Origin of the sequence: Microbacterium sp. NPDC057407 (assembly GCF_042803895.1) — a bacterium.
Taxonomy (GTDB): Bacteria; Actinomycetota; Actinomycetes; order Actinomycetales; family Microbacteriaceae; genus Microbacterium.
Map to the genome: position 1 here is coordinate 172623 of NZ_JBHVCA010000003.1, position 23283 is coordinate 195905.

A 23283-nucleotide genomic window follows, 5' to 3' on the forward strand; every position below is an offset into this window, starting at 1 on the left:
GTGGGGTCAGGCGTCGACGTTCGACAGCTGGCGACCCGAGAGCTCCTCGAGGATGTCGTCGCCGGGACGTGCATCCTCGAACGGCGCGTCGATCTCGGCCCGGTCGAGCAGCTCGGTCATGCGGCGCCGGCGCTGACGCGTGATCAGCGTCACCACTGTCCCGGAGCGACCCGCGCGGCCGGTGCGACCCGAGCGGTGCAGGTACGTCTTGTACTCGTCGGGCGCGTCGGCCTGCACCACGAGATCGATGTCGTCGACATGGATGCCGCGTGCCGCGACATCCGTCGCCACGAGCACCTGCACGCGACCCGACGTCAGGCGCTCCAGGTTGCGCGTGCGCTTGGCCTGGTTCAGGTCGCCGTGAAGAGCGAGTGCGCGGATGCCGGCGTCGTCGAACTGCTCGGCCAGCATCTCGGCGTACGCGCGAGTGCGGGCGAACACGAGCGTCTTGGCGTCGCGGTCGACGAGCGACGTGAGGATCTCGGCCTTGTCGCGGTGGTCGATGACGAGAACCCGGTGATCGATCGTGCCCGACTCCTGGTCCTCGCCGGCGACCTCGTACACGGCGGGCTCGACGAGGAACTCGTCGACGAGCGCCGCAACCTCGCGGTCGAGGGTCGCCGAGAACAGCAGCTTCTGGCTGCCGTCGGCGGTGAGACGCAGGATCCGCTGCACCGGCTCGAGGAACCCCAGCTCGCACATGTGGTCGGCTTCGTCGAGGACGGCGACGCGGATGCCGGAGAGGTCGAGCTTGCCCTGTTCGACCAGGTCCTCGATGCGACCGGGGGTGCCGATGATGATGTCGACGCCCTTCTTCAGGGCGCCCACCTGACGCCCCTGGGGCACGCCGCCGTAGATCTGCGTCGTGAAGAGACCGACACTGCGGGCGATCGGCTGGATCGTGCGGTCGATCTGCAAGGCGAGTTCACGCGTCGGCGCGAGGATCAGCGCCTTCGGCGACCGGCCGAACTCGCGACGCTGCCCGGCCTGCGAGCGCAGCACGCTCTCGACGAGGGGGGCGCCGAACGCGATCGTCTTGCCGGACCCGGTGCGGCCGCGCGCGAGCACGTCCTTTCCGGCGAGGATCGGCGCGATCGTCGCGGCCTGGATGGGGAAGGGTGCGGATGCCCCGAGCTCGGCGAGCGTGCGGACGATGTTGTCACCCAGCCCGAGGTCGCCGAACGTCACGTCGGCGACCTCGCCGGCCCGCACAGCCTCGGCCTGGAGGCGCTCGTGAACCACGTCGACGTGCGCTTCGTGCGCGGCGGTGCGGGCGGGCCCGCGCTCGTCGCGCTGCGCCGGGCGGCCGGAACGGTCGTCGCGGCGGGGCGCGGAGCGGTCGTCGCGGCGGGGCGCGGGGCGGTCGTCGCGGCGGTAGGACGGGCGGGCGTCGCCGAACGACCGACGGTCGTCGCGATTCACGCGGTCGAGACGGGAGGCGCGAGGCGAGTCGTCACGGCCCTGGCGGTCGAAAGACCGGGCCGGACGTTCGGACGAACGCGACGGGCGGTCCGTCGAGCGGGCCGGACGGTCGTCGAAGCGACCCGAGCGGGCCGGACGATCATCGTACGAGCGGGCCGGACGATCATCGTACGACCGACCCGAGCGGGCCGGACGATCGTCGTACGAGCGGGGCGCCCGAGCCGGACGGTCGCCGTACGAACCCGCGGAGCGGGCCGGACGGGCCGGACGGTCGTCGAAGCGACCCGAGCGAGCCGGACGGTCCTCGAACGAGCGAGCCGGGCGGTCGTCGGCGGCGCGGTCGTCGCGCGCGCCGCGCGAGTGGGTGCGGATGCCTCGCGCCTGGTCGCGGCCGGCACGCTCCTGCTCGGTCCACCGGCGCTTGGGCGCGGCATCCGTCGTCTCGGCCCGGTAGCCGCGATGGCTGGGGCTCTTGCTTCCGGGCTTGCCGGACGACGACTCCCCCGGGCGTCGCTTGCGGTCCTGGTATCCGGACTTGGCGGCGTATCGGGGGTCGAAGTTCTTCGCCGGCCGGCCGCCGGCCGGCTTCTTGTTCTTGGGCATGAGGAGGTCCTTCTGGGTTGTCTCGCTGGAGAACAGCACTCCACAGGACGCGCGAGCACGCACGTACGATGCCGCGGCATGCGGCGGGAGAGACCCGGACTCTCGTCGGCCGGGGGCCATTCACGTGATGGTCGTCAAGGCGGAATCGCCTAAACCATCGGCCCCTTGGACTCACAAACCCATCCGCGCAACGGCGCGGTGTCCAGAGCCGACGCGGTCAACAATACCGGACAAGAGTGTACTGTCCGGCCTCAATGACGCGATACCCTATATGTTCTCAAGGTCAGAGCAGTACCATTGACCCAGCGGTGTACCCGCTGACCTGGGGAATCCCGTCCGCGTAGCGCGACGAGACCCCGTAGCGTACCGACTTTGGGGAGTCGGGGGTTGCGGGGGTATCGGCGCACCACCCAGAACGAGAGTCCGTTGAACGCCCTCGCCGCACCCGAAGCTCCGAGCGTCACCCCCAACGACCCGCAGGCCACACACCGCCCCGCGGTCCGTCACCATGCCCACCACTTCAGCCATGGCGCGATGGCGGCCCTGGCCGCCGGCGTCATCGTCGCCGTGCTCACCACCCGCGACCCGCTGTGGTGGCAGCTGCACTTCTCCCGCCTCGGCACCTTCGACGACCTGTCGGGCCATGTCTTCAACGGCACCGCGATCGTCTCGGGCTTCCTGCTCGCCACGTACGGGGTGCTCTCGGTCACCTCGCTGCCGACGAACATCGGTCGTCGCACGGCGCGGGGATTCCGCGCCTCGGTGATCTCGGCGGGCCTGCACCTGACCGTCGTCGGTCTCATCCCGATCCCGGTCAGCACCGTCCTGCACGACATCGCGGCCGCCGGGCTGGGACTGTCGCTGCTCTCGATCGTCGCGTTCAGCCTCGGCATCCCCGGATTCGGGCGGATCTTCCGCTCCGCGTCGCTCGTCATCGTCATCCTGCTCGCCGTCGGGATGGTCCTGCTGACGGCCGGATTCATCACGCTCGCGTGCTTCGAGTTCTTCGGATTCGCGTCGGTCGGCGCGTGGCTGAGCGTGCTTCCCCGCATGCTGGCCGGGTGCCCGCAGGCTCCGCGGCACGCCGACGACCACGACTTCGTGACCCTCGACGAGTCGGCGGATCGTGTGGAATGGACGTCATGGCAGAATCCGCGGCCCATCCCATCACTGTGGCGATCGAACGACGGATCGACCCGGCCCGCACCGTCGAGGCGACGAGTTGGATGCAGGCCGGAACGGATCTCGCGACCGGGTTCGACGGTTTCCTCGGCTCGGGCTGGGTACGCGCCGGCGAGGCGAGCGACCTCTGGTACATGCTCTACCGCTTCCGCGACATCCCGACCCTCGAGGCGTGGGAGCAGTCGACCCAGCGGGCGTGGTGGCTCGACTCGGGTCGCGCGTTCGCGAGCGAGGTTCGCGTCGAACGCCGCACCGGCATCGAAGGATGGTTCGACGCGCCCTTCGCGACACACGTCGAAGACCGCTCCTCGGGTCGCGCCGGCGACGCGACGCCCGACACCGGTCCGATACAGCAGCCGATCCCCGCAGCGCCGCCTCGCTGGAAGCAGGCCGTCGCGATCTGGCTCGGATTCTTCCCGACGAATCTTCTCGCGTCCTGGCTGCTGAGCTTCGTCCCCGGTTTCACCGACTGGCCGCTCGTCCTGCGCGTCCTTCTCGCGACCGTGCTGCTCACGCCGTTCATGACCTATCTCGTGCTTCCGTGGGTGACACGGATGCTGCGGCCCTGGCTGCAACGGGCGCGCTGACCTGACCCGACCGGCCCGCCTCGGGGCGCGGTATCCGCTCGTCGAACGGTCAAGGTCCTTCGGTCCTAGGGCGAGGCATCCGTCAGTCCTACACTGACGCCATGACCTCGCCACACGTCCGCACCGCCGCCGGCGAACCGGCCCCCGAGGGGCCGCCGGCACCGACCCGCCGCCTCGAATCCGAGGCCGTCTACCTCGCCTTCGCCGGCGGCGCCCTGGGAGCCGTATACGGCTACGTCGTCGCCCTCATCGCGACCCGGCTCACGCTCGCCGACGAGGATCCGTTCGCACTGTGGGCGGCTCTCGGCGCGGGGGTCGTCGCGGCGATCTCGTCCACGATCGGCTATTGGCGCGCCCGCGGTCGCCCCGGTCAGGAGTGGCGTCGCAGACTGCCGTCGTGGAAGTTCACGGTGAACACCGTCTCTGTGGTGATCGTGCACACGGCTCTGGCCTTCCTCGCCTGGTACGGGCTCTACCGTCTGCTCGCCCTCGGCTTCATCGGGCTGCCGGTCGTGCCGTTCTGGTCGGTGGTGCTGATGGCCGTCACGCTCGGGCTCACGACGTATGCGGTGTACCTGTCGTCGTCGAACATGACGACGCAGCGGATGTCGTCTCTGCTCATGGCCTTCATCGTGTTCGGCACGGTCACCGCGATGGTCACGACGCCCGACCCACAATGGTGGACGTACCACTTCAGCCAGCTGGGCACGTTCGACAACCTGTCGAGCTGGGTGTTCAACGGCACTCTGATCGCCGGCGGCCTGCTCGTCACCACGTTCGCCGTCTATATCGCGAACGACATGGGCGAGCTCGCCGCGGCCGGGGTGCTGACGAGCGCTCGCGGCGTTCGCGTGGTGCCGGTGCTGTTCGTGGTGATGGGGATCATGCTCGCGTGCGTGGGCATCTTCCCGGTCGACGTGAACATGCCCCTGCACAACCTGTCCGCCACCGGGATGGCGCTGATGTTCCTCGTGCTGCTCATCGCCGGGCCGGCTCTTCTGAAGGGGATGCCGCGCACCTACTTCGTGTCGTCGTGGGCGTTCCTCGCCGCGACGGTGGCGTCGGTGGTGCTGTTCGTCGTCGGCTACTTCTCGCTGACGGCGTTCGAGATCATCGTGTTCGCGCTCATCTTCGGCTGGATCGCCGTGTTCATCCGCTTCCTGGAGGCGTCAGGGCACCCCGACTGAGCGCGGCGGGGGGCCCGAGCGGTCGGGTTCGGGGCGCCGATCCGACCGGACGCGCCGCCCTACCCCGCGCGTCGCGCGGGTTTCGCGCCCCGAACCAGTGTGCGTGGGGGTCAGCGTCGCTCGCCGTGGTCGGGGTCAGCCGGGTCGTCGCCGTGAGCGGAGTCGGATGCCTCGGCCTGCGCCGCTTCCGGCTCGGGCTCCGGCCCCTGCTCTGACTCGGGCTCGGGCTCCGGCGTGGGCTCGGGCTCGGGCTCCGGCGTGGGCTCCGCGTCCGGCGTGGGCTCCGCGTCCGGCGTGGGCTCGGGCTCAGGCTCCGGCGTGGGCTCCGCGTCCGGCGTGGCCTCCGGCGTGGGCTCCCCGTTCGGCGTGGGCTCGGGCTCCGGCGCGGGCTCCGCGTTCGGGGTGGGCTCGGGCTCCGACTCGGGCGCCGCCTCGGATTCGGGCTCGGTCCCGTCGCCGGCGGCGGGCTCGGCCTCGGCATCCCCGCGGGCGGCATCACCCTCGGGCACCTCGATATCCGGCCCCTCCTCGATCACGGGCACGGAGGCATCGGGCTCGACCGCGTGCGACTCCGTGTCGACGCCGTCGGCCGTCGTCGACGCGCGGCCCTCGGGAACCTCGACGTCGGGACCCTCCTCGATCACCGGGACGGCGACCGTCGCCACTGCGACCGCGCCCGACGCCTCGAGCGCGCGACGCTCGCGGCGGGTGAGCGCGGGTGCCGACGCGACCGGCGGAGTCGGGGCATCCGTCAACGCATCGCCGGCGGGAGTCTCGAGGGCGTCGCCGCGCCGCCGCAGAGCCCGCCGCTCCTTCGCGCCCTCGACGAGGTTGTAGAGCGTCGGGAGCACGAGAAGCGTCAGCACCGTGGACGAGATGAGTCCGCCGATGACGACGATCGCGAGAGGCTGCGAGATGAAGCCGCCCTGCCCCGTGATGCCCATGGCCATCGGGGTGAGCGCCGCGATCGTGGCGAGCGCGGTCATGAGGATCGGGCGCAGACGACGCGATCCTCCGGCGATCGTGGCGTCGTGCGCCGACAGGCCCTTCGTGCGGTATTGGTTCACGAGGTCGACGAGCACGATCGCGTTGGTGACGACGATGCCGATGAGCATGAGCACGCCGATCATCGACGACACCCCGAGCGGAACGCCCGTGATGATCTGCAGCAGGATCGCACCGGTGGCCGCGAAGGGCACCGAGATGAGCAGCAGGAGCGGCTGGCGCAGCGACTTGAAGGTCGCGACCATCACGATGTACACGATCAGGATCGCGGCGAGCATCGCCAGGCCCAGCTGCGAGAAGGAGTCCTGCTGCTGCGACACGACCCCGCCCAGTGAGGCGTCGGCCGCTTCGGGAAGGTCGGCGCTCTCGATCGCCGCGGTGACCGAGGCCGATGCGGTCGCGAGGTCGTCGGTCGAGGGCGTCACCGTCACGGTCGCGGTGCGCTGGCCGCGCTGCGTCGTGATCGACGTCGGGCCTTCGCTCTCTTCGACGGTCGCGACGTCTTCCAGCGGAACGGGACCGGTCGCCGTGGGCACCGGCAGCTCGCGCAGCTCTTCCAGCGACGCCGGAGTCTCGGATGCCGCGAGGTACACCGTGAGCGCGGTGTCGTCGATCTCGACCGAGCCGATCGACTGCGGCTCCATCGTGTTGGACACGAGCGCGCCCACCGCCACCTCCGACAGTCCGAGCGCCGCGGCGGCCTCGCGGTCGACCGTCACCGCGATGTACGGCAGCGACGCCGACAGGTTGCTGCTGACCTGGCCCACGCCCTCCGCGCCGTCCACGGCGGCGACGACCTCGTCGGTCGCCTGCTGCAGGGTGTCGGAGTCGGGGGCCGTGATGTCGATCTCGATGTCGCTCGAACCGAATCCGCCCCCGGCCGTCGCGACGGTGATCGTGCCGGCGTCGTCGAGGTCGGCGACGGCCGCCTGCACCTCTTCGCGCAGCGCGACCTGATCGACCGAGGGGTCGGTCGTGATCGAGTACGTGATGCCGCTGCCGCCGCCCGAGAACGCGTCCCGGAGCGCGGAGCCGCTCGACCCGATCGACACCTGGACCGTCTCGATCCCCTCGATCCCGGAGAGGGCGTCTTCGACCTGCTCGGCGGCCGCGCTCTCGGCCTCGAGGCTGGGCGCCTCGCCGATCGACTGCGTCATGGTGAAGGTGTTCTGACCCGAGTCGCCGAGGAAGTTCGTCTTCAGGAAGCCCTGGTTCAGCCCGACCACCGCGAGCACCACCGTTCCGAAGAGAACGAGCGCGGCCAGGCCCAGCGAGATCCACGAGTGCCGCAGCGTCCACCGCAGGACGGGCAGGTAGCCCTTCTGCAGGCGGCTGGGCGGGGCATCCGGGTGCTCCGGGTCGATCTCCTCGCCGTTCTCGTCGAGGAGCGGCTTGCCCGGACGCAGGAACCAGTAGGCCAGCACCGGCACGATCGTCAGCGCGACGAACAGCGACGCCGTCATCGCGATCGTCACCGTCAGCGCGAACGGCCGGAAGAGCTCGCCGGTCACATCGCCGACGAACGCGATCGGCAGGAACACCGCGACCGTGGTGATGGTCGACGCCGTGATGGCGCCGGCGACCTCTCGCACGCCGAGAAGCACCGAACGCGTCTTGTCGGCGTCGCCTACGTAATGGCGCTTGATGTTCTCGATGACGACGATCGAGTCGTCGACGACGCGCCCGATCGCGATGGTCAGCGCCCCGAGCGTGAGGATGTTGAGCGAGTAGCCGAACGCCTGGATGCCGATGAAGGTGATGAGCACGCTCGTCGGGATCGAGATCGCCGTGACCAGCGTCGCGCGCACCGACAGCAGGAAGACGAGGATCACGAGCACCGCAGCGAGCAGGCCGAGCAGCCCCTCCTTGGCGAGGGTGTCGATCGACTCCTGGATGTAGGGCGCCTGGTCGAACACCACCGTGAACTCCGCACCGCCGAGCGATTCCTCGAGCTCGGGCACGATCGCGAGCACGCCGCGGGACACGTCGACGGTGTTCGCGTCCGGCAGCTTCGTGACCGCGATCGTGAGGGCGGGTTCGCCGTTGACCCGCGAGATGGTCGTGACGGGGTCGGCCTCCTGCTCCACCGTCGACACGTCGCCGACGGTGATCTCGCCCGCCTGCAGCTGAGCGGCGGTCGAGGGCACAAGCGGCAGTGCCGCGATCTCGTCGGCCGACGTGATCTTGGCCCCGGTCTGCACCGTGAGCGTCTCGTCGTCCTCGGTGATCTCGCCGCCCGGGAAGAGCACGCCGTTCTGGTCGAGCGCGTCGCGGATCGCCTGCTGCGAGTAACCGGCGGCCGCCAGCTCTTCCTGATCGGGCGTGATCGTCACGCGCTGCCCGACCCCGCCCACGATCTCGGCGGAGTTGACGCCCGCGACATCCTCGAGATCGGGGATGACGGATGCCTCGAGCTGCGCCTGGATCGTGGACTCGTCGTCGTAGCCGGTCACGGCGAGCTGGATGACGGGGAAGTCGTCGATGCTGGCCGAGATGACGTTCGGATCGACGCCCTCCGGCAGCTGCGAGCTGATGCGGTTGATCGCCTGCGTCATCTTCTGCTCGGCGGTGGCGAGGTCGGTGCCGTAGGTGAAGGACGCCTGCACGATCGAGGCGTTCGTCGTGCTGGTGGCGGTGGTCGACTCGAGCCCGGGGACGCCCTGGATCGCGGCCTCGATCGGCGTCGAGACGTCGTTGTTCACGACCTCGGGCGAGGCGCCCGGGTAGGTCGAGACGACGACGAGCGTGGGGAACTCGATCGAGGGGATGAGCTCCTGCTTGAGGTTGACGAGGGCCAGCGAGCCGAAGATGGCCGCGACGATCGTGACGAGCGCGATGAGGGCGCGGTTCTTGAGGCTGAGGACGGCGAGGTTCGACACGGATGCCTTCGCGGGAATGGTGCTGCGGACGCGCGCCGACCGACGCGCGGATACGGAGGTGTATCGGGTTCAGTATCTCATCCGGCCCGCAGCCCGGCGGCCGGATGTGGATCAGCGGAAAGCGTTCGCGAGGAGCCCGCCGAGGGCGACCCCGGCCGCTGCGGCGGCCGCGGCGAGCAGGAGCGTCCCGACCAGGTTGGCGGCGGCATCCCGCCACCGTCTGCGTTCGGCGAGCAGGACCGACTCCACCGAGACGGTGCTGAAGGTCGTGTAGCCGCCGAGAAGCCCGACGCCCACCACCGCGGCCACCTCGGGAGCTACCACCGCGCCCAGCCCGGTGAGCAGACCGAGCGCGAACGACCCGCTCACGTTGACGACCAGAACGCCCAGCGGGAACCCGCCCCGCGACGGCACGAGGCGGTCGAGCGCGTACCGGAGCCCCGCACCCGCGCCTCCGGCGAGCGCGACCACGAGCAGCAGCAGCGGGCGGCTCACTCCGCGGCCTCCGGCGTGGCGCGGCGTCGTCCGCCGAGCGCGCGGCCGATCGCGAGCCCGGCGACGGCTCCCGTGACGCCGGCGGCGACGGATGCCGCGGCCAGCCCTAGTGCCAGCCACGGGGTCGAGAGCCACAGCGCCGTCTCGACCGCGAAGGCGCTGTAGGTCGTGAAACCGCCGAGCACGCCCGTTCCGAGGAAGGCCCGCACGTGCGGACGGCTGTCGCCCAGAGCGCCGACGACCAGCCCGAGCGCGAACGACCCCGCGGCGTTGACGCCGAGCGTCGCCCACGGCAGCACCGCCGGGTCGGTGACGGGGTCCAGCAGCAGCGCCCGGGCGAGCACGCCGAACGCACCGCCCACGACGACGTACCCCAGCGCACGCACGTCGAGAGGCATGACCCTCACGCTACCGGCGCCGGGTCAGCGGCGCGGGTGGATCAGGCGGATGATCGCCGACTCGGGCGACACGGAGAGATCGAGGGTGTCGCCGTCGCGGTACCGGGCGAACACCCGCGGGTCGATGTACGAGCTGCGCGCCACCGCGGGCGTGTTGCCGAGCGCCTCGGCGGTCGCGCGCACGGCCAGCGTCTCGGCGCGCTTGAGGTCGCTCGCGGTGTCGACCGTGCCGATCCGCGCGAGCGCCTGCGCCGCGAAGATCGTGCCCCGGAGCGTGCGGAAGTCCTTGGCCGTGAAGCGTCCGCCGGTCAGCGACCGCACGTAGTCGTTCACCTCGGTCGGGGTGAGCGGCACCCGCCGACGCCCGCGCTCCCACGCCAGGAGCGGCGACCGCGGACGCCCCGCCGCGAGCAGCTCGACCACGGACGCGAGGTCGCCGTCGTCGATCTTCAGCAGCTGCCGCTTGCCGCTCTTGCCGGGGAACGAGAGCGAGACGACGGATGCCTCCACCGACGCATCGCGCCGCTGGAGGGTCGTGAGACCGCGACTGCCGTGCGCCGCCAGGTACCGCTCCGACCCGATGCGCGGCGCAGCCTGGTCGAGCAGGCGGAACGCGGCGGCGAGGACCCGCTCACGGTCGAGCGCCGACCGCCGCAGCGACGTCGTGACCCGCGCTCGTGCCCGGGGCAGGGTCTCGGCCAGCTGCAGGGCGCGGGCGTACTTGCGCCGGTCTCGTCCGGCGGTCCAGTCCGGATGGTAGAGGTACTGCTTGCGGCCGGCGTCATCGGTGCCGACGGCCTGGATGTGACCGTCGGGTCGCGTGCAGATCCACACGTCCTGCCACGCGGGCGGGATCACCAGTGCGCGGATGCGCTCGGCGTCCGCCTCCGGCGCCGGCTTGCCCTTCGCGTCGAGGTAGCGGAAACCGGAGCCGGCGCGCACACGACGGAATCCGGGGTCGTCGAACGGACGGACGCGCGCGAGTCTCGGCATCCGTCCCTCCCCCCCGGGGTCTTCGTGATCAGTGGTTGCGGAGCATGTCGATGAGCTCGGACTTCTTCTTGCCCGAGTAGCCCGAGATGCCCAGGTCCTTCGCGCGGGCGCGCAGGTCGGCGACGGTCCAGTCGTCGTACGACCCGGATTCGCCCCCGCGTCGGCCGACCTTCTTGCGGCCGTCCCTCGCGGCGGCATTCGAGATGCGCGCGGCTTTCTCCTTCGAGGCTCCGTCCTTGCGGAGCTCCTCGTAGAGGTCCGGATCCTTGAGGCTGTTCGAACCGCGTCCGGCAGGCATGATCCCTCCTCGATCGACGATCAGTGAGGCCACGCTAGCCGCCCGGCGCACGTGCGAACGGGGGGCTTGACAGCGGACGGCGACGGGAGACCGGGAGAAACGCCGACCGCGGGCCGCCGAAGCGCGGCGGAGGCGCGCGGTCTGCTGGGTTTTCGACCCATCGGCGCGCGACTACACCCGAGATTCGGCGGTCGTCAAGCCCCTCCCAGCCGACACACAGGCCTGACAACGTGGAGGCGTGCCCAACCCGGCACGGTACGCCCACCCCGCGTATCGCCTAAGGAGAAGGAGAACCTCCAATGAACCTCGCCCTCATCATCATCATCGTCGTCGCCGTCGTGCTCGCCATCGTCGGCGGACTCAACAGCGCCCTGCAGTGGCTGCTGTGGGTGGCGCTGATCGTCGGCGTCATCGCCCTGATCGCGTTCCTCTTCCGCGTCATCAGCGGAAGCCGGCGCGCCTGACGACGGAGAAGGACTCCGGGGCCCTTCCCCCGAGAAAACGGATGCCGCGACCCCTCCAGGTCGCGGCATCCGTCTGTCTGCGCGTCACAGGTGCGCCTCCGCGTAGATGCGGAGCGCGTCGCGCACGAACGCGGCGCCGGCCGTGCCGCCCGCGCTCGTGGCGTAGTTGGCGCCGAACCGGGGGTCGTCGACGTACATGTCGCCGAGTCCGATGACGTACGCCTTCACGTCGCCGCCGGGTTCCGCGGCGGGTGTGCCCGGGATCCCGGTCAGCCACGCGACGTGCCGCTCGGCCAGCCGCTGCGCCTCGACCGAGTCGGGGGCGACGCCGCTCTCGGCGGCGGCGACCCAGTCCCGACCGAGGTCGGAGACCCGCTTCTGCCACGCGGCCTTCTCGTCGGCGCTCATCGAGCGCCACCAGCGGTCGCCGTCGGCGTACGCCTTGGCGCCCCAGCGCTGTTCGACCTCGTCCTTGTACCGGGTGTGGTCGAAGCCGTCGAACATGTTCTCTGCCATCAGTCGTTCACCTCCTCTCAGTGCTGCGATGGTGTTCTCTACCGACGCGGCCTGCCGCGTCAGCCTCGCCTGCTCCTGCCGCAACCAGGCGAGATGGGTCTCGAGGGCGGGGATCTCGGATGCCTCGCGCTCGAGCACCTCCGCGATCTGCGGCAGTCCGAGTCCGAGGTCCCGCAGCAGCAGGATCCGCTGCAGCCGGACGAGCGCGGTCTCGTCGTAGTACCGGTAGCCGTTGCGGCCGACCCGCGACGGCGCCAGCAGCCCGATGTCGTCGTAATGGCGCAGGGTGCGGCTCGTGGCGCCGACGATCTTGGCGATCTGCTGGATCGACCACTCGTTCGCGTTCATGGAATCGACGGTAGAGGTTGACGCTGCGTCAAGGTCAAGCTCGGATCGCCGCATCCGCTTGAATGAACGCGATATATCGTGTTACGCTCGCTCAAACGCGATATAACGCGACTTCAACGAACTCGGAGAACACCATGACCCTGGAGAAGTGGATCATCCACCCGGGCGAGACGCGCGTCATCGACATCGAGACGGTGACCAGCCTGAAGGTCGGCCTCATCGGCGGGCAGATCGACGTCATCGCCCACGACGAGCCCGGAGCCCGCATCGAAGTGCACGGCGTGACCGTCAAAGACCTGCGCATCGAGGTGATCGGCGACGCCGTCGAGATCGACCATCCGCAGCTGCGGTGGGACAACTTCCTCGAGGTGTTCCGCAACTTCACCGCCAGCGGACCGAAGGCCGAGATCAGCGTGGCCGTGCCCCGCACCGTCGCCCTGAACCTCGGCGTGGTCAGCGCCAGCGCCCTCGTCGCCGGCCTGCAGAACGACGCGCGGCTCAACACCGTCTCCGGCGACCTCATGGTCGACGGGCTCACCGGCGACCTGACGGTGAACGCCGTCTCCGGCGACGTGCAGGTGCGCGACCTCGTCGGATCGCTCAACGCCAACAGCGTCTCGGGCGACGTCGCCGCCACCGGCACGCTGGCCAAGGCGACCATCGACACCGTGTCCGGCTCGACGCTCATCGACTCGGCCGGCGACCTCCAGTCCGTCAACGTCAACACCGTCAGCGGCGGGCTCACCGTCCGCATGGACGAGGGCCACCCCGCCAACTACGTCGTGCGCAGCGTCAGCGGCAAGGTGCAGGTCGACGGCGTCATGCGGTCCGGCATCGGGACCGGGCCGACCACGAACTTCGCCGGCTCCGCGGGCGAGCTCAGCGGCAGCTTCGCCGACGTGCGCGCCAATTCGGTGTCGGGAGACGTGACGGTGCTGCGGCGCCCGGCGGTCGCGGCATCCGCGCCCGACCCGCAGGTCGAGGCCGAGGCCGCCGGCACGTCCGGCACCCCCGGCACGACCGGCAGCCAGGAGGAGTGGCGATGAGCCCGGTCTTCTCCCACGGCGACCTGCGCCTGTACCTGCTGAACCTCCTCGACGAGGGACCCCGGCACGGGTACGACATCATGCAGGCGCTCTCGGACCGCACCGGCGGCACGTACACCCCCAGCGCCGGAACCATCTACCCGCGCCTCGCCAAGCTCGAAGAGGAGGGCCTCGTGACGAAGACCGTCGACGGCCGCAAGACCGTGTACTCCATCACCGAGGCAGGGCACGCCGAAGTCCAGGCGCGCGCCGGCGATCTCGAGGGGATCGAGGCGGGACTCGCCGACTCGGTGCGCCTCATCGCCGACGAGGTGCGCGGCAGCGTGCGCGAGGCGATGAAGAGCCTGCGCGCCGACCTCGCGGCCGCACGGTCGCAGGAGCGTGAGACCGCGACCGCGCAGGCCCCGTCGGACGACCCGCGCGTCCTCAGCCGTGAGCAGCTGCATCGAGCGGATGCCGCGATCAGCGAGTTCCGGGTCCGTGTGCGCACCGACCTCCGGTCGCACGTGGCCCGCGGCGGCGAGCTGGCGGCGGGGTTCGTCGACGAGCTCACGTCCGACCTCGACCGGATCGCCCGCGACGTCACCCGCGCGCTCCGAGGCTGACGCCCGTCGCCCGTCGCCCGTCGCCTGGCGCCCCTCGCCCGTCGCCCCTCGCCCCCAGGCCGATCCCCGCTTCCCGCGGGGGTCGGCCTTCGTCGTCCCCCCCGCGAGTCGCCAAGACACGCCGGTCGAACGCACGCGGAGCGGCGTGTCTTGGCGACTCGGCGGGAGTCACGGGCGCACGGGCGCGACGAGCGCACGGGCGCGCGGGCGCGCGGGCGGACGGGCGCGGGTACCCGCTCAGGCGGGCCAGATCTCCTCGTCGTCGGGAACCGGCTCGCCGAGCGGCACGACGAGGATCGGCCGAGGCTGGCGATGCGCCAGGCGTGCGGCGACGGATCCGGTGAAGAACTCGCGGATCGACTCGCCCAGGCCGCGCTTGCGGGTGCCGACGACGAGCAGCTTCGCGTCGACCTTCTCGGCGAGGTGCTTGATCGCCATGGCCGGGTCGCCCACGAGCTGCTGCACCGTCCAACGCACGTCGTGGCTGGCGAGGAACGAGCTCGCGGTCGACCGCACCTTGTCGAGGTCGCCCTCGCCCGCGGCGATGTTCATGTCGATGGGCGCCGAGTGCACGTAGCCGTCGGGATCCTCATAGGTGACGAACCGCGTCACGTCCACGTGCACGACGAGCAGCGGCGCACCGAGCAGCTTCGCGTACCGGGCCCCCTCGGCCAGCACTCGGGTGGACTGGTCGGGGACGACACCGACGATCACCGCTCCCCGCAGGTCCGCGTCCTTGGTGAGGGCCTCGGCCGGGTCAGATGCCTCATCGGTCATATGTCTCGCTCCTCTGCGCTGATGCCACACCCAAGGAGGAGCCCGCCGGGGTGCACAGGCTCCGTGTTATCCTGAATGCTACTCTTACCGGCCTCGAGCCGGCGTCGTTGCGGCGGGCACTCCGAAGCCCGCGACTCACAAATGAGGGGGTCTCGCATGGGGCGTGGCCGTCAGAAGGCGAAGCACACGAAGATCGCCCGCGAACTCAAGTACGACGTGCACAGCGTCAACTACGGTGCACTCGAGCGTGAGCTCGGGCACCCGAGCGACGACGCCTACGTCGACAAGTGGGCTGACCAGTACTCCGACGAGTACGAAGACGAGAAGGCGTAGCCCTCACGCGGCCGCGTTTCTCGCGGCATCCGTCCCCCCGCTTCGCGGGTGAGGCCGCTGTTCGGCGTGCCGTCGACGATGAGCGGATGCCTCACCACGCCCCGTAGCGACGCTCCCACTCGTCTTCGACCGTGCCCCGGCGCGCAGCGACGACACCCGCCGGTATGGCGGCGGCGATGACCACCGCCAGCATGAGCAGCGGCAGCGTCCACCCGTCCGTCGCATCGTGGACGAGCCCGATCCCCACCGGGAAGAAGGCGACGATCCCGTAGCCGACGCTCTGCACGAACGAGCTCAGGGCCACCGCTGTCTCGGGGTCGCGGGCGCGCAGGCCGAGCAGCACCATCGTGAGCGGGAACAGCAGCGGGGCGGTGCCGAAGAGCACCACCCAGAGCACCGGCGCCGCCGCGGGGGCGAAGAGCAGGCCGGCGACGCCCGCGAGGCCCGACACCACAGACACGCCGAACAGCACACCGGTCGCGTGATAGCGCACCACCAGGACGGGCACCAGCAGCGAGCAGGGCAGGCCCATCGCGGCGAACAGCGACAGGAGCGCGCCCGCCGTGGCCGGGCTGACGCCGGACAGGTCCTGGAGGATCGTCGGCAGCCAGGCGAACGCCGTGTAGGCGAGCACTCCCGACACCGTGAAGCCGACCACCAGCGCCCAGGCGGTCGTCAGGCGCCACATGCGCCCGAGGGCGGCGGGGCTCGCCTCCTCCACGTCGACTTCAGCGGTCCCGGAGCGGCGCCGCACCAGCATCGCGATCCACGGGATCGTCGCGAGCAGCGAGAACACCGACCACAGCCCCAGCGAGGCGCGCCAGCCCGCGGCATCCGCCACCGGCACCGCCACCAGCGGGGGCGTGAACGTCGCGACCGCCATCGCGGTCGAGTAGACCGTCGTGAGCAGGCCGATGCGGTCGGGGAAGTACTGCTTCACCAGCGGCGGCAGCAGGATGTTCCCCACCCCGACGGCGGCGAAGATCGCCGTGGTGGCGAGGAGGAGCGTGCCCGCGTCGACCGCCAGGGCACGGAACACCATCCCGGCGGCGGCGACGATCATCGCCGCGAGCGCGAGCTTCTCGAGCCCGAATCGCCGCTCGAGCAACGGCGTCAGAAGGCCGAACACCGCATAGCAGACGGGCGGCGCCGTGCCGATGAGCCCGACGACCACGGCAGGGACGGGGAACTCGCCCTGCACCTGCGGAAGAACGGGCGACAGCGACGCCACCGCCGTGCGCAGCGAGAAGGCGAAGAGGACGATGCCGACGAGGGCGAGTGCTCGCCCCTGCCACAACGGGCGAGAGGCGGAAGAGGTCACTCGATCAAGCCTACGGGCCGCCGAGACGCGCGGTGAGCGCGGGGTCAGGACTCCTGCGACCCTTCGACCCAGGCGAGGTATTCCTCCGACACCGTGCCGGTGACGTAGCGTCCGTCGAAGCAGCTCATGTCGAGGTCGTCGACGTCGGAGCCTTCGAGGATCGCGGCCTTCAGGTCTTCCACCTCTTGGTAGACCATGTAGTCCGCCCCCAGCTCCTCCGCGATCTCGGGGATCGTCCGCCCGTGCGCGACGAGCTCGTGCCGCGACGGCATGTTGATGCCGTACACGTGCGGGAACCGCACCGGCGGGGCGGCCGAGGCGAACGTCACCGTCTTGGCTCCGGCATCCCGCGCCATCTGGATGATCTGCTTCGACGTGGTGCCCCGCACGATCGAGTCGTCGATGAGGAGCACGTTCTTGCCCTTGAACTCGCTCGACATGGCGTTGAGCTTCTGCCGCACGCTCTTCTTGCGCACCGCTTGTCCCGGCATGATGAACGTCCGGCCCACGTAGCGGTTCTTGTAGAACCCCTCGCGGTACTCGATGCCGAGCTTGCGGGCCACCTGCATGGCGGCCGGCCGCGACGAGTCGGGGATCGGCATGACGACGTCGATCGCTCCCGGGGGCGTGTACTTCGCGATCGTGTCGGCGAGGCGCTCGCCCATGCGCAGGCGTGCCTCGTACACCGAGATGCCGTTCATGACCGAGTCGGGCCGCGCGAGGTAGACGTACTCGAACGAGCACGGCACCAGCTTCGGGTCGGTTGCGCACTGGCGCGTGTGCAGGTGCCCGTTGAGGTCGATGAAGACCGCCTCACCGGGGTCCACGTCGCGCACGATCTCGAACTCGCCGTTCTCGAGCACCAGCGACTCGCTCGTGACCACCCATTCGTAGGTGCCGTCGGCGTTCTTGCGGGTGCCGAGGATGAGGGGACGGATGCCGTACGGGTCGCGGAACGCCAGCAGACCGTAGCCCGCGATGAGAGCGATGGCCGCGTACGATCCCTCGACGCGCTCGTGCACCCGGCTGACCGCCTGGAAGATCTGGTCGGGCTCGAGCTCGACGCCCGAGATCGCGCCCTGCAGCTCGTTGGCCAGCACGTTCACCAGCAGCTCGGTGTCGGAGCTGGTGTTGAGGTGACGGCGGTCCTTGTGGAACAGCTCCTGCGTCAGCTCGCGGGTGTTCGTCAGGTTGCCGTTGTGCACCAGCACGATGCCGTAGGGCGCGTTGACGTAGAAAGGCTGCGCCTCTTCTTCGTTCGACGCGGTGCCCTTCGTGGCGTACCGCACGTGGCCGAGCCCCAGGTTGCCGAGGAGCGCGCGCATGTCACGCGTGCGGAACGCCTCGCGGACCTGGCCCTTCTCTTTGTGCACGTGGAAGACCCCGTTGGGCTCGGCCGTCGCGATGCCGGTGGAGTCCTGACCGCGATGCTGCAGCAGGAGGAGTGAGTCGTAGATCTCCTGGTTGACCGCGCCGCGGCCCACCATGCCGACGATTCCGCACATGGGGTGTCAGTTCGCTCCGTTGTTGTCGCCGAATGCGCCGACCAGGCGGACGGCCCCGCCGTCCACGCCCTTCGCGCCTTGCTCGAAATCGCCGTCGGGCCGCGCTCCGCCTCGCACGACTCCGACCTGCCACGTCGCGATGCCGGCGGCGGTCAGGACGGATGCCGCGGCATCCGCCTTCTCGGCGGAGACGACCGCCAGGAAGCCGACGCCCAGGTTCCACGTGCCTTCGGTGGACTGCAGCTCGAGGTCGCCCAGGTCGGCGAGTACGCGGAACACCGGCGGCGGCGACCACGTGGACCTGTCGACCTCGGCCCACGTGCCGTGCGGGAGCACGCGTGCGAGGTTGGCGGCGATGCCGCCGCCCGTCACGTGACTGAGGGCATGGACGGCGTCGCCGGTCTCGGCGATGAGCCGCAGCAGCGGCTGCGTGTAGAGACGTGTCGGCTCGAGGAGCGCCTCGCCCCAGGTCGTGCCGTGCGAGCCGAGGTCGGGGGCGCGGTCGCCGTACTGGATCCCGGCGCCCGCGACGATGTGGCGCACCAGCGAGTAGCCGTTCGAGTGCAGCCCCGAGCTCGCGAGCGCCAGCACCGCATCGCCGTCGCGGACCCGCTCGGCCCCGAGCACGCGGTCGGCTTCGACGATGCCCGTCGCGGCCCCCGCGACGTCGTAGTCGTTCACGCCGAGCAGTCCGGGGTGCTCCGCCGTCTCGCCGCCGACGAGCGCCGTGCCGGTCTCGGCCGCGCCCTGGGCGATGCCGCGGACGATGTCGGCGATGCGCTGGGGGAAGACCTTGCCGCATGCGATGTAATCGGTCATGAAGAGCGGCTGGGCGCCGACGACCACGATGTCGTCGACGACCATCCCGACCAGGTCGAGTCCGATCGTGTCGTGCTTGTCGATGGCCTGCGCGATCGCCACCTTGGTGCCGACGCCGTCGGTGCTCGTCGCGAGCAGGGGCCGCTCGTAGCTCTTGAAGGCCGACACGTCGAAGAGGCCGGCGAAGCCGCCCACGCCCCCGAGCACCTCCGGGCCGTGGGTGCGGCGCACCGCCGACTTCATCAGCTCGACGGCGAGGTCGCCCGCAGCCGTGTCGACGCCGGCAGCGGCGTAGGGGTTCACCGGGGAGGAGGAGTCGGGCGAAGAGGAGGCCACGCCTCCAGCCTACCGGCGGCACGCCCGGCCGGATGCCCGCTTCCGGGCCGCTCTCGGGCGGTCGAGGCCTGTGGAGAACGGCCGCAGCGGCGGGGGCGCCGGATTTAGAATGTGGGTCATGGGCGGCGCTGGGGCTCCGGAGTGGCTGATCCGCGAGGACGCGGGTGAGCCCGTGCTCGTCGCCCTCTACCTGCGCCAGGTGCTCGGCATCCGCTCCCCCGACGAGCTGCCGCATCTTCGCGGCATCCCTCCCCGCACGCATGCCCGGTCCGAGCAGGCGCACCCGTCCCCGGTCCCGCTCGAACTCGTCGAGGGCTTCGACACGCTGATGGCGCTTCCCGCCGAGGGAGCGGAAGAGCTGCACGAGGCGGTCGTCCCCCATGCCGCTGAGGCGCGCGCGTTCGCGCAGTCGGCGCACGCCCGCTACCGCCGAGACGCGAGCTCGGGCACGGGAACGGCCTATCGCGCGTACGCCAGCGCCATCGCCGAGCACGAGCGCCAGGTCGGGCGGCGGGCTCACTCGTTCGAGCTCAACGTGCAGGTGCTGCCGCTGGCTCAGCGGGGGGTGTGGTGGATCGGCTCGCTCACGGTCGCCGTCACCGATGGACTGCGGGGGGATGTGGCCGCGTTCGACGCGGCGATCCACCCGATCATCGCCGACCTCGCCTGACGTGGTCGCTCGGCCCGGTCAGAAGATGTCGGGGTCGGTCTGCACGGACTCGTGATCGACGGTCACCGACTTCGCCCGACTGCGCGAGCGTCGGTCGAAGATGAGGGCGATCACGGCCCCGATGGCGAGCCCGACCGGGATGCAGGTCAGCAGCAGGAACCCGAAGACCTGACCCTGCGAGTAGATCAGGCCGGTGTTCGGGCTGATCCACTGGCTGCCGTTGAAGGAGAACGTGAGGATCATGGCGCCGACGAGACCGAGCGCGGCGCCGGCCGCCAGGAAAACCCCGAACTTCGGCGCGCGGCGCACGCGCACCTTCTCGATGCGGTCCTCGTGGTGCTCGCCCATGCCTTCATTGTCCCACTCCCGGCCGCGGCCGAGGCCGCCGATCGGCACCCGCGAGGGAAGGGCCTGGTCGGTAGGGTGACGGGATGCCTCTCGACGCGACGACGCTGCTGGCCGGCCCCCGGGGCAGGCGCGTGGCCCTCGAGTACGCCCGTCTCTGCGCCGAGCGCGCGCGGGGAGCGGCTCAGCCGACCGCGGACCAGCTCGCCGATCCCTCGGACGCATGGTCGGCGCTGTGGTGGGCGGCGATCCGGCTCGACCCCGACACCCGCGCGCTCCTGACGACCAGCTCGGTCGGCCGGTATCACCCCGGCCCCGATGACGGCCCGATTGTCACCCCGGCAGATGCCGCCGCCGCCCTGGACCGAGTCGACCTCGCCGCTCACACCGCCGACGATCTGCGCGACATGCTCGCGGTGTCCGTCGACGTCGCGCGGTACTGGCAGGAACCGGACGCGGACGACATCCTCGTCGGAACCGATGAGATCCGGCACAGCTTGACGCGGTTCGCCCAAGCCATCGCCGCCGCCCCGCAAGCGCAGTGGTGGTCGACCGGGGTCGATGCAGCCGACCAGTGGACCGTCGGGTGGTCGCCGAGCGTGGGCGCAACGGATGTCGCGACGATGCTTCGCGAGTGGCGCTCGGCGGTCGCCGACGAAGAGTCGGCGGCCGGGCGTGATCGTCCTGCAGATCCGGCGGCCTCCTCCTCGGGCGAGTGGTGGTCCATTCCCTTCCTCCCCCTTGTGACGACGACGCGCTCGCTGCCGGGGTGGGGGCCAGCCGGCCTCTGGTTCGAAGAGGACTCTCTCGGCCCCCAGACAGCCGTCGCCCTCCCTGTGGACGTCTTCGCGACCCGAGTGATCGAGATCGATGCGCCCGAGGACTGGGTAGACCTCTGCCGGCGTCATCCGATCGACGTCACCGCCTCACGCCGTCACGACTGGTTCCGTGCGACGGGCCGCGCGGGACGCTGGGTGATCCCCGACTGGTCGCGCGTGGCGCAGGAGGCGGATGCCGTGCACCTGACCGTCCGCGGATACCTGTCGGCAGCCGGGGTCGCGGTTCCCGTGGCCGACGACACGGCGTCCGTCATCGCCGGGTGGAATCCCGACCAGACGTACTGGTTCCGCGGAGCCGCGGTCCGGCACTCCGACCAGCAACGCTGGGCGCGCGACGACGACGGCATCTGGCATCGCCGCTGACGCCTTCGCCTCGGCGCGCGGGCCGGGTCAGGGACGCAGCGGGAGCAGGTCGGAGATGTCGGCGCGCGTGCCCGAGGCGGCGATGCGGCCCTGGGCCGCGGCATCCGTCCAGTGCTCGGCGCCGGTCGCGAGCGCGATCCACGTCGCGGAATCGGTCTCCACGACGTTCGGCGGGGTGCCACGCGTATGACGCGGGCCTTCGACGACCTGCACTGCACCGAACGGCGGGACACGCACCTCGACGGAGTTGCCGGGCGCCTTCTCGGCCAGCAGCTGCAGCAGGTAGCGGACGGCGGTCGCCATGTCGGTGCGCGACGGGAGGGATGCCTCGCCCGCGGCGCGAACGGCCTCGAGGGCTGCTCGCCCTTCGTCCGTGCTGATCCTGCGGGGCATGTGTCCACGCTACGCCGTGCAGCGGAGGACGGACGCGCCGCGCGCGGTGCGGGGCATGTTCGTGTCGGAAATCCCGGAGAACCGCCGTCTCCCGGCCGGCGGGCGCGGCCGAATGCGTCGTTTCTCCGCGATTCTCGACACGACTCCACGCTGAAACGCGGAAGACGCCGTCGGTAGGCTGGGCGGGTGAAGATCCTGGTCCTCGGCTCGGGCGCGCGCGAGCACGCCATCATCCTCGCCCTCCGCTCGGAAGAGGCGGGCCACCAGGTCTTCGCCGCTCCGGGCAACGCCGGCATCGCCCAGGACGCGACCGTCGTCGACCTCGACCCGAACGACCCCGCGGCGGTGACGGTGTTCGCGAACGACCGCGCCATCGACCTCGTCGTCATCGGTCCCGAGGCGCCGCTCGTCGCCGGCGTCGCCGACGCCCTGCGCGAGCGCGGCATCCCGGTGTTCGGCCCGGGCCGGGCCGCGGCTCAGCTCGAAGGGTCCAAGGCGTTCGCGAAGCGGATCATGGACGCCGCGGGCGTGCCGACCGGCCGAGCGGTCCGCGCCGCCACCCGCGCTCAGCTCGATGCCGCCCTCGACGACCTCGGCTCCCCTTACGTCGTCAAGGCGGACGGTCTCGCCGCGGGCAAGGGCGTGATCGTCACCGCCGACCGCGACGCCGCGGTCGCGCACGCCGAGACCTACCTTCCCTCCGGTCCGGTGCTCGTGGAGGAGTTCCTCGACGGCCCCGAGGTGTCGCTGTTCTTCCTCAGCGACGGCGACCACGTCCTGCCGCTCAGTCCCGCGCAGGACTACAAGCGCCTGCTCGACGGCGACGCCGGCCCGAACACCGGCGGCATGGGCGCGTACTCCCCGCTACCGTGGCTGGCCGAGCGCTTCGGCGGCGAGGACGAGTTCGTCGACCTGGTCACCCGCGAGGTCGCGGAGCCCGTCGTGCGCGAGCTCGACGCCGAGGGCACCCCCTTCATCGGCCTGCTGTACGCCGGCCTCATCCTGACGGAGTCGGGCGTGAAGGTCATCGAGTTCAACGCCCGCTTCGGCGACCCCGAGACGCAGGTGGTGCTGCCGCGGCTGATCGACCCGCTCTCGGAGCTGCTGCTGGCCGCGGCATCCGGTCGTCTCGAATCCTGCCCGCGCCCCGCCTTCGCCGACGCGGTCGCCGTGACGGTCGTGGTCGCGAGCGAGGGCTATCCGCAGTCGCCGGTCACCGGTCGGACGCTGACGGGGACGGATGCCGCGGCCACCGTCGACGGCGTGCACCTCGCCCACGCGGCCACCGCCGCTTCCGAAGCCGGACTGGTCGCGACGGGTGGGCGCGTGCTCAACGTCGTCGGACTGGGGTCGACCTTCGCCGAGGCGCGCGATCGCGTCTACCGCGCTGTCGCCGAGATCGGCCTCGAGGGCGGCCAGCACCGCACCGACATCGCCGAGCGCGTCGTCGAGCGCTGACCCATCCGGCCGGGGTTCTTCCCGGGTCGGGGCGCGTCTCCGCCCCGACACGCCGGAATCGACGGCGCGTCGGGCCCGCCCGGCGCCCCGAACCGG

Annotated in this window: 22 protein-coding genes and 1 pseudogene; 9 read left to right on the forward strand and 14 right to left on the reverse strand. The window is 71.0% G+C overall.

From position 1 onward, the window contains the following. Positions 1-6: 6 nt before the first annotated feature. Both ACFUTX_RS09535 and ACFUTX_RS09540 read right to left on the reverse strand, forming a co-directional pair. On the reverse strand, positions 7-2025 hold the full coding sequence (locus tag ACFUTX_RS09535; protein ID WP_378863327.1) for a DEAD/DEAH box helicase: 2019 nt from the start codon (positions 2023-2025) through the stop codon (positions 7-9). Positions 2026-2528: 503 nt separating this feature from the next. Further along, on the reverse strand, positions 2529-2960 hold the full coding sequence (locus ACFUTX_RS09540) for a hypothetical protein (RefSeq protein ID WP_378863330.1): 432 nt from the start codon (positions 2958-2960) through the stop codon (positions 2529-2531). Positions 2961-3158: 198 nt separating this feature from the next. Here ACFUTX_RS09540 and ACFUTX_RS09545 point away from each other — a divergent pair, with 198 nt between their 5' ends. Beyond that, positions 3159-3794: an antibiotic biosynthesis monooxygenase gene (locus ACFUTX_RS09545; RefSeq protein ID WP_378863333.1), complete on the forward strand. Its 636-nt coding sequence runs from the start codon at positions 3159-3161 to the stop codon at positions 3792-3794. Positions 3795-3895: 101 nt separating this feature from the next. After that, a complete protein-coding gene (locus ACFUTX_RS09550) occupies positions 3896-4981 on the forward strand; it encodes a DUF998 domain-containing protein (protein WP_378863336.1) in 1086 nt (361 codons plus the stop codon). 692 nt (positions 4982-5673) lie between these two features. On the opposite strand, the pseudogene ACFUTX_RS09555 reads toward ACFUTX_RS09550, so the two are convergent. From ACFUTX_RS09555 to ACFUTX_RS09575, 5 genes and pseudogenes are all read right to left on the reverse strand, one after another. Then, positions 5674-8865 (reverse strand): annotated as a pseudogene (locus ACFUTX_RS09555) (efflux RND transporter permease subunit); the annotation flags it as partial. 111 nt (positions 8866-8976) lie between these two features. Further along, positions 8977-9360 carry a fluoride efflux transporter FluC gene (locus ACFUTX_RS09560; protein WP_378863339.1) on the reverse strand — a complete coding sequence of 128 codons (384 nt, stop codon included), beginning with the start codon at positions 9358-9360 and terminating at the stop codon, positions 8977-8979. Beyond that, the gene (locus ACFUTX_RS09565) at positions 9357-9758 is read right to left on the reverse strand and encodes a fluoride efflux transporter FluC (protein WP_378863341.1); all 402 of its coding nucleotides are present in this window, start codon (positions 9756-9758) and stop codon (positions 9357-9359) included. The genes ACFUTX_RS09560 and ACFUTX_RS09565 overlap by 4 nt, the downstream gene beginning before the upstream one ends. A gap of 24 nt (positions 9759-9782) precedes the next feature. Continuing rightward, complete coding sequence (locus tag ACFUTX_RS09570) at positions 9783-10751, reverse strand: DNA topoisomerase IB (RefSeq protein ID WP_378863344.1); 969 nt, start codon at positions 10749-10751, stop codon at positions 9783-9785. Positions 10752-10779: 28 nt separating this feature from the next. Next, complete coding sequence (locus ACFUTX_RS09575) at positions 10780-11049, reverse strand: Rho termination factor N-terminal domain-containing protein (RefSeq protein ID WP_378863347.1); 270 nt, start codon at positions 11047-11049, stop codon at positions 10780-10782. Positions 11050-11348: 299 nt separating this feature from the next. Between ACFUTX_RS09575 and ACFUTX_RS09580 the strand changes: the two genes are divergently transcribed. After that, positions 11349-11513: a hypothetical protein gene (locus ACFUTX_RS09580; protein ID WP_378863350.1), complete on the forward strand. Its 165-nt coding sequence runs from the start codon at positions 11349-11351 to the stop codon at positions 11511-11513. An 84-nt stretch (positions 11514-11597) separates the two neighbouring features. Here ACFUTX_RS09580 and ACFUTX_RS09585 read toward each other — a convergent pair whose 3' ends face one another. Then, positions 11598-12377 (reverse strand): MerR family transcriptional regulator, encoded by a 780-nt coding sequence (locus tag ACFUTX_RS09585; protein WP_378863353.1) that lies wholly within the window; start codon positions 12375-12377, stop codon positions 11598-11600. A gap of 134 nt (positions 12378-12511) precedes the next feature. Between ACFUTX_RS09585 and ACFUTX_RS09590 the strand changes: the two genes are divergently transcribed. After that, positions 12512-13423: a DUF4097 domain-containing protein gene (locus tag ACFUTX_RS09590; protein WP_378863356.1), complete on the forward strand. Its 912-nt coding sequence runs from the start codon at positions 12512-12514 to the stop codon at positions 13421-13423. Beyond that, positions 13420-14028 (forward strand): helix-turn-helix transcriptional regulator, encoded by a 609-nt coding sequence (locus ACFUTX_RS09595; RefSeq protein WP_378863359.1) that lies wholly within the window; start codon positions 13420-13422, stop codon positions 14026-14028. The genes ACFUTX_RS09590 and ACFUTX_RS09595 overlap by 4 nt, the downstream gene beginning before the upstream one ends. 237 nt (positions 14029-14265) lie before the next feature. Here ACFUTX_RS09595 and ACFUTX_RS09600 read toward each other — a convergent pair whose 3' ends face one another. After that, complete coding sequence (locus tag ACFUTX_RS09600; RefSeq protein WP_378863362.1) at positions 14266-14805, reverse strand: universal stress protein; 540 nt, start codon at positions 14803-14805, stop codon at positions 14266-14268. A 156-nt stretch (positions 14806-14961) separates the two neighbouring features. Between ACFUTX_RS09600 and ACFUTX_RS09605 the strand changes: the two genes are divergently transcribed. Next, positions 14962-15138 (forward strand): DUF3073 family protein, encoded by a 177-nt coding sequence (locus ACFUTX_RS09605; RefSeq protein WP_378863365.1) that lies wholly within the window; start codon positions 14962-14964, stop codon positions 15136-15138. Positions 15139-15229: 91 nt separating this feature from the next. On the opposite strand, the gene ACFUTX_RS09610 is transcribed toward ACFUTX_RS09605, so the two are convergent. From ACFUTX_RS09610 to purM, 3 genes are read right to left on the reverse strand one after another with little or no spacing between them, the layout of a single operon-like run. After that, entirely contained in the window at positions 15230-16459 is a 1230-nt protein-coding gene (locus ACFUTX_RS09610; protein WP_378863367.1) for a CynX/NimT family MFS transporter, read from the reverse strand. 44 nt (positions 16460-16503) lie between these two features. Then, a complete protein-coding gene (gene purF, locus ACFUTX_RS09615) occupies positions 16504-17964 on the reverse strand; it encodes an amidophosphoribosyltransferase (protein ID WP_378863370.1) in 1461 nt (486 codons plus the stop codon). Positions 17965-17970: 6 nt separating this feature from the next. Beyond that, positions 17971-19119, reverse strand: a complete 1149-nt coding sequence (purM, locus tag ACFUTX_RS09620; protein ID WP_378863373.1) for a phosphoribosylformylglycinamidine cyclo-ligase — start codon at positions 19117-19119, stop codon at positions 17971-17973. A 118-nt stretch (positions 19120-19237) separates the two neighbouring features. Here purM and ACFUTX_RS09625 point away from each other — a divergent pair, with 118 nt between their 5' ends. Further along, the gene (locus tag ACFUTX_RS09625; protein WP_378863376.1) at positions 19238-19789 is read left to right on the forward strand and encodes a zinc-binding alcohol dehydrogenase; all 552 of its coding nucleotides are present in this window, start codon (positions 19238-19240) and stop codon (positions 19787-19789) included. An 18-nt stretch (positions 19790-19807) separates the two neighbouring features. Here ACFUTX_RS09625 and ACFUTX_RS09630 read toward each other — a convergent pair whose 3' ends face one another. Then, positions 19808-20137: a potassium transporter Trk gene (locus tag ACFUTX_RS09630; RefSeq protein ID WP_378863379.1), complete on the reverse strand. Its 330-nt coding sequence runs from the start codon at positions 20135-20137 to the stop codon at positions 19808-19810. A gap of 83 nt (positions 20138-20220) precedes the next feature. Here ACFUTX_RS09630 and ACFUTX_RS09635 point away from each other — a divergent pair, with 83 nt between their 5' ends. After that, a complete protein-coding gene (locus ACFUTX_RS09635) occupies positions 20221-21336 on the forward strand; it encodes a hypothetical protein (protein WP_378863382.1) in 1116 nt (371 codons plus the stop codon). Between the two features lie 27 nt (positions 21337-21363). Here the strand turns inward: ACFUTX_RS09635 and ACFUTX_RS09640 are convergent, their stop codons facing one another. Then, positions 21364-21729: a sterol carrier family protein gene (locus tag ACFUTX_RS09640; protein ID WP_378863385.1), complete on the reverse strand. Its 366-nt coding sequence runs from the start codon at positions 21727-21729 to the stop codon at positions 21364-21366. 186 nt (positions 21730-21915) lie between these two features. On the opposite strand from ACFUTX_RS09640, the gene purD reads away from it, so the two are divergent. Further along, a complete protein-coding gene (purD, locus tag ACFUTX_RS09645; protein WP_378863388.1) occupies positions 21916-23187 on the forward strand; it encodes a phosphoribosylamine--glycine ligase in 1272 nt (423 codons plus the stop codon). The last annotated feature ends 96 nt before the right edge of the window (positions 23188-23283 follow it).

What these genes read in the sequence shown, in the direction of transcription:
- ACFUTX_RS09535 (WP_378863327.1), bottom strand. Translation starts at nt 2,025, where the DNA reads ATGCCCAAGAACAAGAAGCCGGCCGGCGGCCGGCCGGCGAAGAACTTC.
- ACFUTX_RS09540 (WP_378863330.1), bottom strand. Translation starts at nt 2,960, where the DNA reads ATGACGAGCGACGCGGAGCGGAAGATCCGCCCGAATCCGGGGATGCCG.
- ACFUTX_RS09545 (WP_378863333.1), top strand. Translation starts at nt 3,159, where the DNA reads ATGGACGTCATGGCAGAATCCGCGGCCCATCCCATCACTGTGGCGATC.
- ACFUTX_RS09550 (WP_378863336.1), top strand. Translation starts at nt 3,896, where the DNA reads ATGACCTCGCCACACGTCCGCACCGCCGCCGGCGAACCGGCCCCCGAG.
- ACFUTX_RS09565 (WP_378863341.1), bottom strand. Translation starts at nt 9,758, where the DNA reads ATGCCTCTCGACGTGCGTGCGCTGGGGTACGTCGTCGTGGGCGGTGCG.
- ACFUTX_RS09570 (WP_378863344.1), bottom strand. Translation starts at nt 10,751, where the DNA reads ATGCCGAGACTCGCGCGCGTCCGTCCGTTCGACGACCCCGGATTCCGT.
- ACFUTX_RS09575 (WP_378863347.1), bottom strand. Translation starts at nt 11,049, where the DNA reads ATGCCTGCCGGACGCGGTTCGAACAGCCTCAAGGATCCGGACCTCTAC.
- ACFUTX_RS09580 (WP_378863350.1), top strand. Translation starts at nt 11,349, where the DNA reads ATGAACCTCGCCCTCATCATCATCATCGTCGTCGCCGTCGTGCTCGCC.
- ACFUTX_RS09585 (WP_378863353.1), bottom strand. Translation starts at nt 12,377, where the DNA reads ATGAACGCGAACGAGTGGTCGATCCAGCAGATCGCCAAGATCGTCGGC.
- ACFUTX_RS09590 (WP_378863356.1), top strand. Translation starts at nt 12,512, where the DNA reads ATGACCCTGGAGAAGTGGATCATCCACCCGGGCGAGACGCGCGTCATC.
- ACFUTX_RS09595 (WP_378863359.1), top strand. Translation starts at nt 13,420, where the DNA reads ATGAGCCCGGTCTTCTCCCACGGCGACCTGCGCCTGTACCTGCTGAAC.
- ACFUTX_RS09600 (WP_378863362.1), bottom strand. Translation starts at nt 14,805, where the DNA reads ATGACCGATGAGGCATCTGACCCGGCCGAGGCCCTCACCAAGGACGCG.
- ACFUTX_RS09605 (WP_378863365.1), top strand. Translation starts at nt 14,962, where the DNA reads ATGGGGCGTGGCCGTCAGAAGGCGAAGCACACGAAGATCGCCCGCGAA.
- purF (WP_378863370.1), bottom strand. Translation starts at nt 17,964, where the DNA reads ATGTGCGGAATCGTCGGCATGGTGGGCCGCGGCGCGGTCAACCAGGAG.
- ACFUTX_RS09625 (WP_378863376.1), top strand. Translation starts at nt 19,238, where the DNA reads ATGGGCGGCGCTGGGGCTCCGGAGTGGCTGATCCGCGAGGACGCGGGT.
- ACFUTX_RS09630 (WP_378863379.1), bottom strand. Translation starts at nt 20,137, where the DNA reads ATGGGCGAGCACCACGAGGACCGCATCGAGAAGGTGCGCGTGCGCCGC.
- ACFUTX_RS09635 (WP_378863382.1), top strand. Translation starts at nt 20,221, where the DNA reads ATGCCTCTCGACGCGACGACGCTGCTGGCCGGCCCCCGGGGCAGGCGC.
- ACFUTX_RS09640 (WP_378863385.1), bottom strand. Translation starts at nt 21,729, where the DNA reads ATGCCCCGCAGGATCAGCACGGACGAAGGGCGAGCAGCCCTCGAGGCC.